At 44.2% G+C, this 13187-nt stretch carries 12 protein-coding genes; 11 read left to right on the top strand and 1 reads right to left on the bottom strand.

The window, feature by feature from the left end:
- Positions 1–30: 30 nt before the first annotated feature.
- Entirely contained in the window at positions 31–462 is a 432-nt protein-coding gene (locus PGH26_RS11405) for an HIT family protein (protein WP_323691202.1), read from the bottom strand.
- Between the two features lie 119 nt (positions 463–581).
- Between PGH26_RS11405 and PGH26_RS11400 the strand changes: the two genes are divergently transcribed.
- The 11 genes from PGH26_RS11400 to PGH26_RS11350 all read left to right on the top strand — a co-directional run bounded on the left by PGH26_RS11400 (position 582) and on the right by PGH26_RS11350 (position 13179).
- On the top strand, positions 582–1331 hold the full coding sequence (locus tag PGH26_RS11400; protein ID WP_323691201.1) for an ABC transporter ATP-binding protein: 750 nt from the start codon (positions 582–584) through the stop codon (positions 1329–1331).
- The gene (locus tag PGH26_RS11395) at positions 1315–2523 is read left to right on the top strand and encodes an ABC transporter permease (protein ID WP_323691200.1); all 1209 of its coding nucleotides are present in this window, start codon (positions 1315–1317) and stop codon (positions 2521–2523) included. The genes PGH26_RS11400 and PGH26_RS11395 overlap by 17 nt, the downstream gene beginning before the upstream one ends.
- A 135-nt stretch (positions 2524–2658) precedes the next feature.
- Positions 2659–2835 (top strand): IDEAL domain-containing protein, encoded by a 177-nt coding sequence (locus PGH26_RS11390; RefSeq protein ID WP_323691199.1) that lies wholly within the window; start codon positions 2659–2661, stop codon positions 2833–2835.
- 125 nt (positions 2836–2960) lie between these two features.
- The gene (gene uvrB, locus PGH26_RS11385) at positions 2961–4943 is read left to right on the top strand and encodes an excinuclease ABC subunit UvrB (RefSeq protein ID WP_323691198.1); all 1983 of its coding nucleotides are present in this window, start codon (positions 2961–2963) and stop codon (positions 4941–4943) included.
- Between the two features lie 6 nt (positions 4944–4949).
- Entirely contained in the window at positions 4950–7823 is a 2874-nt protein-coding gene (uvrA, locus tag PGH26_RS11380; RefSeq protein WP_323691197.1) for an excinuclease ABC subunit UvrA, read from the top strand.
- 72 nt (positions 7824–7895) lie between these two features.
- Positions 7896–9131 carry a DUF4097 family beta strand repeat-containing protein gene (locus PGH26_RS11375; protein WP_323691196.1) on the top strand — a complete coding sequence of 412 codons (1236 nt, stop codon included), beginning with the start codon at positions 7896–7898 and terminating at the stop codon, positions 9129–9131.
- Positions 9132–9296: 165 nt separating this feature from the next.
- The gene (gene hprK, locus PGH26_RS11370; RefSeq protein ID WP_323691195.1) at positions 9297–10250 is read left to right on the top strand and encodes an HPr(Ser) kinase/phosphatase; all 954 of its coding nucleotides are present in this window, start codon (positions 9297–9299) and stop codon (positions 10248–10250) included.
- Positions 10251–11057 (top strand): prolipoprotein diacylglyceryl transferase, encoded by an 807-nt coding sequence (lgt, locus tag PGH26_RS11365; protein ID WP_323691194.1) that lies wholly within the window; start codon positions 10251–10253, stop codon positions 11055–11057.
- Positions 11047–12012 carry a nucleoside recognition domain-containing protein gene (locus tag PGH26_RS11360; protein ID WP_323691193.1) on the top strand — a complete coding sequence of 322 codons (966 nt, stop codon included), beginning with the start codon at positions 11047–11049 and terminating at the stop codon, positions 12010–12012. The genes lgt and PGH26_RS11360 overlap by 11 nt, the downstream gene beginning before the upstream one ends.
- Positions 12005–12658, top strand: a complete 654-nt coding sequence (ppaX, locus tag PGH26_RS11355; RefSeq protein WP_323691192.1) for a pyrophosphatase PpaX — start codon at positions 12005–12007, stop codon at positions 12656–12658. Before PGH26_RS11360 ends, ppaX begins: the two co-directional genes overlap by 8 nt.
- A complete protein-coding gene (locus PGH26_RS11350) occupies positions 12655–13179 on the top strand; it encodes an acyltransferase (RefSeq protein WP_323691191.1) in 525 nt (174 codons plus the stop codon). Before ppaX ends, PGH26_RS11350 begins: the two co-directional genes overlap by 4 nt.
- Positions 13180–13187 lie beyond the last annotated feature (8 nt).

Here is a 13187-nt window from a genome sequence, read left to right as displayed (position 1 = left end):
TTAAAACCTGGTTGCATTTTAAATGAGTTGTTATGCGTGTGTTTGGAGATGTTTTTTAATGTCTCCTGCAAGTTCGTGAATTCGTTCACTAGGGAATTCTTCTGTTTTTTGATCCCATGTTGGACGGTACCCATCTGTTTCATCATATCTTGGAACAAAATGCAGATGGAAGTGGAAAACGGCTTGGCCTGCTGCAGCACCATTATTTTGGACAAGGTTCATCCCAGCAGGGTTAAACGTATCCTTAATGGCATTTGCAAGTTTAGGAGCAACTGCAAATAGATGAGAAGCCTCATCGGAAGTCAGGTCATACACATTTTCCCTATGGTTTTTAGGAATTAAGAGGACATGCCCTTTAGTGACTGGCATAATGTCCATGAAAGCAATTACGTGTTCATCTTCATACAAAACTTCTCCAGGGAGTTCCCCAGCTGCGATTTTACAGAAAATACAAGAGGACATTTGTACACTTCCTTTCATGAATGTCATTAGTGTAGCATATTTTCAGATAATCGGCATGAGCTGGACAAGGCATTGTTGTTTCAGATTTGGTAAACTAGAAGAAGAATGGAGGAAGACGCATGGCAATACTTGACTTGAAAGACGTAACAGGCGGTTATTCAAGAAAACCTGTTCTGCATGAAGTTTCATTTAACATTCAAAAAGGTGAATTAGTCGGGCTGATTGGACTAAACGGTGCCGGTAAAAGTACAACTATCAAACACATTATCGGGTTAATGAATCCTCAAGGAGGAGCCATTGAAATTAACGGTGTCACATTTGACGAGGACGCTGAAAAGTATCGGAAGTCGTTCAGCTATATTCCTGAAACTCCAATTTTGTATGAGGAACTGACACTGCGTGAGCATTTGGAACTTACTGCGATGGCGTATGGAATTCCTCAGGACGTATTTGAAGCAAGATCAGCAGCGTTACTGAAAGAGTTTCGAATGGAAAAACGCTTAAAATGGTATCCGTCTCATTTCTCAAAAGGGATGCGGCAAAAAGTTATGATTATGTGTGCGTTTCTTGCAGAACCAGCACTCTATATTATCGATGAACCTTTTGTCGGACTTGATCCACTGGGGATTCGCTCATTGCTTGCTCAGCTTACACAGAGAACGGAAAATGGCGCATCAGTTTTAATGTCGACACACGTATTGTCAACCGCTGAAAAACATTGTGATCGAATCATCCTCTTGCACGAAGGCAGCGTGCGGGCACACGGAACAATGGACGATTTGCGAAAAGCATTCGGGCGTCCGGAAGCGTCATTGGACGATTTATACATTGCGATGACAGAGGAAGCTGATTATGAACAGCTTACGTGATCTGTGGGGAAGTCGTTTCGGAAAATATGTAATGGAGTTGCAGCGGTACTTGCAGTATGTGTTCACTGGGCATTTGGCGATTGTGATGCTGTTTTCAATCGGAGCAGCAGGCTATGCTTACAGCGAATGGCTAAAAGATGTACCCGCGGAGTTGCCGGCAGCTTGGCTGATTGCATTATTGCTCGCAGGCTCAACGTTCATTGCCACACCCGTGACGCTGCTTAAACCAGCAGATGCTGTCTATTTGCTGCCTCTTGAAAAAGAGTTGCCGACGTATACAGGCAGAGCGCTGAACTGGACGTTCTTCTCAAAATTACCGTTGCCAATCATTGTTTTCATCGTCGCGCTTCCCATGTTAAGTGCATATGATATTGGCGGTAAATCAGTATTTGGCTTATTGCTGCTGATAGTCATCGTCGCGATGTGGGCGAGTGTGCGAACGGAGTTCCTTTATCGCAAAGCGAACGAAGGACAAGGGGTATGGCAAGATCGTTTCATTCGTTTCGTGCTAAGCACGCTAGTGTTTTATGCAGTCTTGACTGAACAGTGGATTATCCTGGCGGTCATTGCAATTGCCTATGTGCTCTACGGTTTACTGTGGAAGAAGAAAGCAGCGATGCAGCCGTTCCCTTATACTCATTTTATCGAACTTGAGCAGAATCGGATGATGGGCTTTTATCGTTTTGCAAACTATTTCACCGAGGTCCCACATTTGAAGGGGTCTATCAGCAAACGGTCTTGGCTTGGTGTATTCATGCCTGACGCACACGTAGAACGAACAGATGCACAAAGCTTTTTGCTGCGTCGGACGTTTATCCGGACGGACGAATCATTTTGGCTGTGGCTGCGGCTGACGGTGTTGTCTATTTTAGGAGTAGTATTCATCCCATTTCCAATCGTCGCATTTGTTTTCATTGGAGCACTTGCCTTCGCATCTGCAATTCAAACGCTGCAAACATTGCGTGGCGGAGATGAATTCCGCATGGATTTATTATTCCCGAATACAGAAGAAGCACGTCCAAAGGAAATTTTCCGTTTAACTGAGCGTGTCCAATGGCTGCAGGCAGGCCTCGTTTTACTTGCAGGTTTACTCATGCATGGTTTGTCAGTAACACCTTTCATTATGGGGGCTGTTGTACTGATTATATCTGAAGCAACCATTCGCTTAACGAATAATAAAGAAGAAGAGTAGGAATATTCGAAAAAGTACTTGCAATATGGAGGAAGGATTCGTTACAATAATTAAAAGGGTTCCGAGGTGAGAGAGATGGAGAATAATTATTCATATGCTGAGTTCCTAAAGGCTGTGGGAAAGAATAGTTCCTCAATGCAAGCGGAAAAAATGCTGAATGACATCTACATCGATTTGTTTTTGAATCACATCCACCGTGAACAAACTCGAACACGTTTGCTGGAAGAGATTGATGCGGCCCTGGATCGTAATGATAAGCCGACCTTTATGCAGCTGACAGATTCTCTTCAGCAGCTGGACGAAAAAGAATGATTCCAACCTGTGCGCATTTGCGTGCAGGTTTTTTTTGAGAAAAAACGTACGTTCGCTTTTCGCTTTGGGTTAGAGAGGGAATGTGATAAAATAGACTATAGAGGAATACTAGGGAGTGACGTTCAGTGACAGATACATTTAATCTGCAAGCCCCATATACACCCCAAGGCGATCAGCCTGCTGCTATCAAAAAATTAGTCGCTGGTATCAAGAACGGCGAGAAGCATCAGACGCTGCTGGGGGCAACAGGTACAGGTAAGACATTTACCGTTTCCAACGTCGTAACAGAAATCAATAAACCGACTTTGGTCATCGCACATAACAAAACGCTTGCAGGGCAGCTTTACAGTGAATTCAAAGAGTTCTTCCCTGATAATGCAGTTGAATACTTTGTCAGCTTTTACGATTATTATCAGCCGGAAGCGTATGTCCCGCAAACAGATACGTATATAGAGAAAGACTCAAGTATTAATGATGAAATCGATAAATTGCGTCACTCTGCAACTGCATCCCTTTTTGAACGGAAAGATGTACTGATTGTCGCGTCGGTTTCTTGTATATACGGTTTGGGGTCACCGGAAGAATATGGGTCTCACATGATATCCCTCCGTCCCGGACTCGAGATTGACAGAAATCAGCTATTACGGAAATTCGTTGATAACTTATACGAACGGAACGATGTGAGTTTTACACGCGGAACGTTCCGTGTAAGAGGGGATGTAGTAGAAATCTTCCCGGCGTCTCAAGATGAAAGATGTATCCGCATAGAATTTTTCGGAGACGAAATCGATCGATTGCGTGAAGTAGATGCACTGACAGGTGAAGTGCTGGGTGAACGCGAACACGTCGCAATCTTCCCGAATTCCCACTTCGTTACAGGTGAAGCGAAAATGGTCAAGGCGATCGAACGAATTGAAATAGAATTGGAAGAACAGCTGAAAATCATGAGAGAGAACGACAAACTCTTAGAAGCACAGCGACTAGAGCAGCGAACACGATACGACTTAGAAATGATGCGTGAGATGGGATTCTGTTCAGGAATCGAAAACTATTCACGTCACTTATCGCTTCGTGATGCTGGGGAGACACCCTATACGCTGATTGACTATTTCCCTGATGACTTCCTCATTGTGGCAGATGAAAGCCACGTGACGCTTCCGCAAATCCGAGGCATGTATAACGGAGACCAAGCGAGGAAAAAAGTTCTGGTTGAACATGGATTCCGGCTTCCTTCTGCTCTGGACAACCGTCCGCTCATGTTCGAAGAATTTGAAAAGCACGTGAACCAGGCGATTTATGTCTCTGCAACACCAGGACCGTATGAAATAGAACATACACCTAAAATGGTAGAACAAATTATCCGTCCCACCGGTTTGCTCGATCCGATCATTGAAGTGCGTCCGATCGAAGGACAAATTGATGATCTGCTCGATGAAATCAACGAGCGCAGTAAAAGAAATGAACGGGTGCTTATCACAACACTTACTAAAAAAATGTCTGAGGACTTGACGGATTATTTGAAAGAAGCTGGAGTGAAAGTGAACTATCTTCACTCGGAGATTAAAACACTGGAGCGAATCGAAATAATTCGCGAACTGCGACTGGGAACTTACGATGCCTTAGTAGGCATTAACTTGTTGAGGGAAGGTCTCGATATCCCAGAAGTATCACTCGTAACCATTCTCGATGCGGACAAAGAAGGGTTCCTTCGTTCAGAACGTGCACTCATCCAAACAATTGGACGCGCAGCACGGAACTCTGAAGGACGAGTCATTATGTATGCGGATAGATATACGGATTCGATGAACAAAGCAATTGAGGAAACCGAGCGCCGCAGAGAAAAACAAATGGCGTATAACGAAGAACATAATATAACACCGAAAACGATTCAAAAAGGAATTCGCGATGTCATCCGTGCGACACAAGCTTCTGAAGAATCGCTTTCGTTTATGGATAAAGTGACAGAAGGCAAGAAGTTGACGAAAGAAGAAAAACTGACATTGCTGGCATCGCTTGAAAAAGAAATGAAAGAATCAGCGAAGGCGCTCGACTTTGAGCGTGCTGCTGAGCTTAGAGATACCATATTGGAATTGAAAGCGGAAAGGTGAGAAGGCATGAAAAATACTGAAATCTACATTCAAGGTGCAAGAGCGCATAACTTGAAAAATATTAACGTCACCATTCCCCGAGATCAGCTGGTCGTTATGACAGGTCTCTCAGGATCGGGTAAATCATCCCTCGCTTTTGATACGATTTATGCAGAAGGACAGCGCCGGTACGTGGAGTCGCTCTCCTCCTATGCCCGGCAGTTCCTTGGGCAAATGGACAAACCGGATGTCGATCTTATTGAAGGACTCTCTCCGGCCATTTCAATCGATCAGAAAACCACCAGTCGAAATCCGCGTTCCACAGTTGGAACAGTTACGGAAGTATACGACTATTTAAGATTGCTGTTTGCACGCGTTGGAAAACCGATTTGTCCCAACCATGGGATCGAAATTACATCACAGACAGTAGAGCAGATGACAGACCGTGTGCTCGAGCTGGAAGACCGGACCCGCATCCAAATATTAGCGCCTATCGTTTCGGGCAGAAAAGGGACACATGTCAAGCTGCTGGAAGACTTGAAAAAACAAGGATATGTGCGTGTCAGAATTGATGGCGAAACCTTCGATTTAGATGACAACATCGACTTGAACAAAAACAAAAAGCATAACATTGAAGTGGTTGTTGACCGGGTAGTTATTAAAGAGGGAGTTGCAGGCCGTCTCAGTGATTCCCTGGAAGCGGCACTTCGTCTTTCCGAAGGAACCGCGCTTGTGGATGTGATCGACGGGGAAGAACTATTGTTCAGCGAACACCATGCATGTCCAATTTGCGGATTTTCTATCGGTGAATTAGAACCTAGAATGTTTTCATTCAACAGCCCATTTGGTGCGTGCCCGGACTGCGATGGTCTTGGCATGAAATTAGAAGTAGATCCGGACCTTGTGATTCCTGATCCCTCTCTTTCACTAAAAGACGATGCAATCGTCCCATGGATACCTACAAGTTCACAGTACTATCCAGAACTGCTGAAGACAGTTGCTGATCATTATGGCATCTCAATGGAGTGCCCTGTAAGTGAAATGGCAACCGAGGATTTGAATAAGATTCTTTATGGATCCAAGGATGAACGGATACGATTCAAGTACACAAATGAGTTCGGACAGACTCGGGATAATGCGATTTACTTCGAAGGGGTTTTATCGAATGTAGAACGCCGTTTCAAAGACACATCTTCTGACTATGTCCGTGAACAGATGGAGAAGTACATGGCGCAGCGTCCATGTCCTACATGTGACGGCTACCGGTTGAAACAAGAATCACTCGCCGTGAAAGTGGATAACATACACATTGGTCAAGTAACCGAGAAATCGATTACCGAAGCAAGCTCATTCTTCAATGACCTTGAGCTTTCAGAAAAAGATGCTAAGATTGCTGAACTGATCCTTCGGGAAATCAATGAGCGGCTCGGTTTTCTGGTTAACGTAGGCCTCGATTATCTAACACTATCCCGCGCAGCTGGAACGCTTTCAGGCGGAGAAGCACAGCGTATCCGCCTTGCCACTCAAATCGGTTCACGCTTAACAGGCGTCCTGTATATACTCGATGAACCTTCGATTGGGCTGCATCAGAGAGATAATGACCGGCTGATCAGTACATTGAAAAGTATGAGAGATATCGGAAACACGCTCATTGTCGTGGAGCATGATGAAGACACGATGATGGAAGCTGACTACCTGATCGACATTGGCCCTGGGGCAGGTGTAGCGGGAGGCGAAATTGTTTCTGCAGGGACTCCAGAAGAAGTGATGGCAGATCCTAACTCATTGACAGGGCAATATTTGAGCGGGAAGCGTTACATTCCACTGCCGTTTGAGCGCCGGAAATCGGATGGACGCAAAATAATTATCAAAGGTGCCACTGAAAATAATCTTAAAAAAGTGAATGCGGAGTTTCCGTTAGGTCAGTTTATCGCAGTAACAGGTGTTTCAGGATCGGGTAAAAGTACGCTAATCAACAATGTCCTGTATAAAATATTGGCGCAAAAGCTGAATCGGTCCAAACAACGTCCGGGTGCGTATAAAAGCGTTGAAGGATTGGAAGAATTAGAAAAGGTAATTGAAATCGACCAATCTCCAATTGGACGGACACCGCGATCTAATCCTGCTACGTATACAGGCGTATTCGACGATGTCAGAGATGTATTTGCGATGACGAACGAGGCGAAAGTCAGGGGCTATAAAAAAGGAAGATTCAGTTTCAATGTGAAAGGCGGACGGTGCGAAGCGTGTCGCGGTGACGGAATTCTTAAGATCGAAATGCATTTCTTGCCTGACGTCTACGTTCCTTGTGATGTATGTCACGGGAAGAGATATAACCGGGAAACGCTTGAAGTCACGTATAAAGGGAAGAACATTGCAGACGTTCTTGAAATGACAGCAGAATCTGCATCCGTGTTCTTTGAAAATATCCCTAAAATTCAGCGCAAGCTGCAAACGATTGTTGACGTCGGATTAGGGTATGTTCAATTAGGACAGCCTGCCACAACACTTTCCGGCGGAGAAGCACAACGCGTCAAGCTTGCCTCTGAACTTCACAAACGTTCAAATGGAAAGTCGTTCTACATTTTGGATGAACCGACGACGGGTCTTCATGTACACGATATTGCCAAACTTCTTAAAGTGCTGGAACGACTTGTTGAGACGGGAAATACAGTATTAGTCATCGAACATAACTTGGATGTTATTAAAACTGTGGACCATATTATTGACCTTGGACCTGAAGGCGGTGACAAGGGCGGGCAAATCATCGCTGCAGGAACGCCGGAACAAGTGGCCGAAAATAAAAAGTCGTATACAGGAAAGTACTTGAAACCTATCCTGGAGCGAGATCGCAGTCGGATGTCGGCAAGAATCGAGCAAGCTGAAAATCCAGTAACATGAAACTTTTTTTGTTGTAAGCCGTATAGATAAGCAGATCATATGCACCATCATTCCACTCAGGAGGCGAAAGAAATGCAAAACGAAAGAAAACGCATTTTAACTATGCTTGAAAATGGAACGATTTCTACGGACGAGGCATTGACGTTGCTAGAAGCACTCTCTCAAGATGATTCTGCAAAAAAGCCTGCTGGTTTTTTTACTGAAATTGAACCAGCCGCAACCAGCGGTGATTCTGCACAAGAGTCAAAAGAACAACCTCATGCTGAACCGAAAATGGATGAGGGAACACAGGACAAAGAGTCTTCTAAAGAAAAAGGGCAGTCTTCAAAATCTGGCTGGTCAGGCGCTTCTGCTGAAGAATTCATGGAAGATATTCGTAAGGATCTGACGAATGTTGGTGACCAATTTATGCAATTCATGCAGAGTGCAGTTCAAAAAGTGAAACAGTTTGATATGGAAAATCCTTTTGGCGCTTCCACAACATTTGAGCACAACGTGCAAAAAGACGGTAAAGACCTGGATGAAATTATCGTGGATATCGACAATGGTAAATTATCGATTATACCCGGTGAAGGAGACGAAATTTCAGCTGTATTCTCAGTAAAGACATTCACATCGAATACCGAAGAAGAAGCAAAACAAGAATTCATGGAAAAGCTGATCTTTGTAACAGATGACCAGGCATTAAGAATTTCAAGTAATTCTAAAACGGTACAAGTGAATACGGTTCTTACTGTTCCTGGGAAACTGTACCGCAAGATTTCTGTTCGGCTATTACACGGCGGATTTGAATTGCGTAATCTGGAAACGGATGCTTTGCGCGTAAAAACAGCGAACGGGAAAGTCAATGTTAGCTACGTTAAAGCAAACGAAGTGGACATTGAGACTCTTAATGGAGAAATTCGGCTGCTCAGTATCGAAAGTAAAAAACTTGAGACTCAGACATTGAATGGTCTCATTTACATTGATGGGAAAGTGAAAGATGCTCAAGCGAGAACACTTAACGGTTCCATCTCCGTAACTACTGCACATGAGACTCCTGAAAAATTAGATGTGAAAAGTGTAGGCGGCAATATCGAGCTGTATGTACCTCGTCAACTGTCGTTAGTGGGAAGCATTACATCCACAATTGGCAGCTTGAATTTGAAACTGCCAGATGTAGAGAATACATCTACTCAGGATCAGCTGCTGCATCGCTCTATGAACTTTAAGAAGGATGCAGAGGATGCCCCTTCCACGCTGCACGTTTTTGCAGAATCTAAAACGGGCTCTATCATGGTTTGTTATACTCCCGATAAAGCCGAATAAGGAATACACTGGGTCTCCTCTCGAAGCAATCGAGGGGAGGCTTTTTAATCGTTCCGCCAGAATAATGAAAATCGGCGGATGCTCGATACAAAAAACCGTTCAAAATCCTATGTTCAATGTTAGAATGATGCATAGGTGACAAATGAAGATGGAGGTGGCTATCAGATGGGTGGAGTCACGGTTAAAGATATACAGGAACGGTTTGACTTGGAATTGCTGGCTGGTGCCAGGGGGATTGACCGAACGATTGAGTTAAGTGATATCTCCCGTCCCGGACTGGAGATGGCAGGCTATTTCGATTTCTATACGCGCACGCGCATCCAGCTGTTAGGGAAGACGGAGATCTCGTTCTTCGAAATGCTTCCTGAATCACTTCGGATTGAACGAATGGATTTGTTATGTACGCCAGATACTCCCGCATTTGTTTTGGCCCATGGCGTGGCACTTCCGCCAGAGCTTGAAATGGCCGCAGAGCGAATGGGGATTGCTGTTTTAGGAGCGGACGTTCCGACTACGAGACTTTCGGGGATGATCACGAATTTTATATCAGGTCGATTGGCTCCAATGGAAACCCTTCATGGAGTTTTAGTGGACGTCTATGGAATTGGTGTGCTGATCACCGGAAAAAGCGGTGTCGGAAAAAGTGAGACGGCACTTGAACTAGTGAAGCGCGGACATCGGCTTATTGCAGATGATTCCGTTGAAATTCGGGAAGTGGGGAAGAATATCTTAATCGGCAGTCCTCCTCCGCTGCTTCAGCATATGTTAGAAATTCGAGGAGTCGGGATCATAGATATTATGACCTTATTCGGAGCGAGTTCTGTTAAAGATGATAAACGGATTGTTCTCGTCATCGATTTGGAAATATGGGATCCTGAAAAAATGTATGATCGTCTAGGTGTGGACGAAGACAAACTGAAGATTATGGATTCCGAAGTGACGAAGCTGATTGTACCTGTTCGTCCTGGTCGAAATCTATCTGTGATCATTGAAGTGGCTGCAATGGATTATCGGCTTAAAACATTAGGCATTAATGCAGCTGAGGAATTTACAAACAAGCTGGATGCAGTGATTAGTCAAAAGGCGGCTGCGGCAGAAGAAAAGGGGATTCATCGGTAAATGAATACATTATTAGCAATCGATCCAGTTGCGTTTTCTTTTGGTACTTTCGAAGTCCGATGGTACGGAATTTTAATCGCGACAGGAATCATTTTAGCGTTTTTACTCGTACAGAAGGAAATGGTAAAACAAAAGATGCACCCTGATTTCCTGACGGATATGCTCATTTGGGCAGTTCCCATCTCCATCATTTCCGCACGAATTTACTATGTTATTTTCTCTTGGGATTTCTATAAAGACAATCCCGGAGATATTATAAAGATTTGGGAAGGCGGCATCGCCATTCACGGTGCATTGATTGGCGCTATTATTACAGCCGTTATCTTTACAAGAAAACGCGGAGTGTCTTTCTGGAAAGTTGCAGATATCACAGCACCGGGTTTATTGATTGGTCAAATCATCGGGCGCTGGGGCAACTTTATGAACCAAGAAGCTCATGGCGGACCCGTATCTCAGTCATTTCTTGAAAACAACATCATCCCTGATTGGATTATGAATCAGATGACAATTGAAGGGATTACGTATCATCCAACCTTTTTATATGAGTCCATGTGGAACTTAGTGGGGCTTGCCATCATTCTGCTATTGCGCAGAGTGAACTTGAAACGCGGTGAAATCTTCTTCTTCTATATCAGTTGGTATTCAGTAGGACGTTTCTTCATTGAAGGAATGAGAACGGATAGTCTGTACGGAGGAGGTCTTCGTGCGGCGCAGGTGGTTTCTATTTTAGGGGTGCTCATTGCACTTGGAATACTCATTTATCGCAGGTTTATCATAAAAACGGATGTGAGGTACAATGACAACTGACGCAAATGTGTCTACGCTTAAGAACGGCTTAGGAGCTGGATTGAAAACAACGTGGTCGCTGGGGAAAATTATTTTCCCTATCACGATTCTCGTTGTAATTTTACAACATACTCCGATACTGCCTTGGATTGTTAAGCTGATCTCTCCATTTATGAACCTTTTTGGATTAAGGGGAGAAGCGGCGATCCCTCTGGTGCTCGGGAATGCATTGAACTTGTATGCCGGAATTGCCGGTATCCTGTCGCTCGATTTGACAGTGAAAGAAGTATTCATCATCGCGGTCATGCTTAGTTTTGCTCACAACTTGTTCATCGAAACGGGTGTTGCGTTAAAAGTTGGCGTTAAACTTTGGATTGTCTTGGTTGTACGCTTCGGTTTAGCGGCGGTCTCAGGAATTGTCATCAACCTCGTTTGGCAAGGAGGCGGTGAGATTGCGAAGTATGGGATTGCTCCTGAAACAGCTGCAGTGCCAGACGGCTGGCTTGAAATTCTTTTATTAGGACTGCAAAAGGCTTCTTTCGGAGTTTTGCAGCTCGCGCTCATTGTAATCCCGTTAATGCTTGTCGTGCAATTTTTGAAGGACCGAAAGTACTTGGAAAAGTTCTCCTCTAAATTTTCGCCTGTCACTAGACTGATTGGTGTTCAGCCGAACGCATCTTTAACGCTCGTGGCTGGGCTGGTCATTGGTCTTGCGTATGGTGCGGGAGTTATGATTCAGGCAGTTCAAGAAGACGGGGTCAGCAAACGAGATGCAACATTATCGTTCATCTTCCTTGTCGCTTGTCATGCTGTCATTGAAGATACTTTACTGTTTATCCCGTTAGGAATTCCTGTCTGGCCGCTGCTTTTGATTCGAATTATAACCGCGTTTGTATTAACGATAGCAGTTGCATTTTTCTGGAGACAGAAGCTGAACGAGAAACTGGAAAAGGAGGCTGCTGTTATTAATGGATAAGCCAATTACAACCATACTGTTCGATTTGGACGGTACGTTATTAGACACAAATGAATTGATCATGCAGTCTTTTGAGCAATTGCTCGGAAAACATTACCCCGGACAATATACACGAACTGAAATTTTACCTTTCTTAGGACCGACATTGGCTGAGACCTTCACTAAGATGGATCCTTCTAAGACGGAAGGAATGATTCAAGAGTATCGGGAATGGAACATGACCAACCATGACCGTTTAGTTTCCGAGTTTGACGGAGTTACAGAAGTGTTAACTCATTTAGCAAACCATGGAATCCGTATGGCGGTAGTCTCTACTAAAAGAAATGATATGGTCCAAAAAGGATTGGATTTGATCGGCATTTCCCATCTATTTGAAACGGTTATCGGATTAGATAATGTGCAGAATCCGAAGCCGGATCCCGAACCTTTGTTACTGGCGATAGAGCGTTTGCATGCATCTAAAGAAGAAGTTTTAATGGTCGGGGATAACTATCATGACATCGAAGGCGGGAAAAATGCAGGTGTCCGCACTGCTGCGGTTTCGTGGTCTTTAAAAGGTCCAGAATTTCTTTCGACTTTTAACCCAGACTATATGTTGAACCACATTTCAGATCTTTATGAACTTACAGGTGTGAAAGTAAAATGAGAAAGACAGACCGCTTTCAGGTGCATGGGAAAGGAAATTCACTCTGGAACTTGTACAAAACCGTCTCGTTTTTCAAAGTGGCAAAGAATTTTATGGTCATTCAAATTTCTCGCTACACACCGTTCTTTAAAGCAAAAAACTGGCTTTATAGAACATTTTTACGGATGGAAGTCGGTCAGCACACAGCGGTTGCACTCATGGTCTTTCCTGATGTCATGTTCCCTGAACGCATCCGTATCGGGAAAAATACAATCATCGGCTTCAATTCGACGATCTTGGCTCATGAGTACTTAATTGACGAGTACCGGATTGGGGATGTAGTGATTGGAGACGAAGTTATGATTGGTGCCAACTCTACAATATTGCCTGGAGTTACAATTGGTGATGGCGCGGTCGTCTCTGCAGCTTCGCTTGTGAATAAGGATATCCCGGCTGGTGCTTTTGCTGGCGGGAATCCTGTTCAAATAATTTATACTGCCGAACAGAGGGCTGAACGGGAAAAAAACACGCTAAAGGTTTAACGTTGTAC

Source organism: Sporosarcina jeotgali (genome assembly GCF_033304595.1).
Classification (GTDB): domain Bacteria; phylum Bacillota; class Bacilli; order Bacillales_A; family Planococcaceae; genus Sporosarcina; species Sporosarcina jeotgali.
The sequence above is the reverse complement of the archived record's forward strand: the minus strand, read 5'-3'. Positions and strand labels throughout refer to the sequence as shown.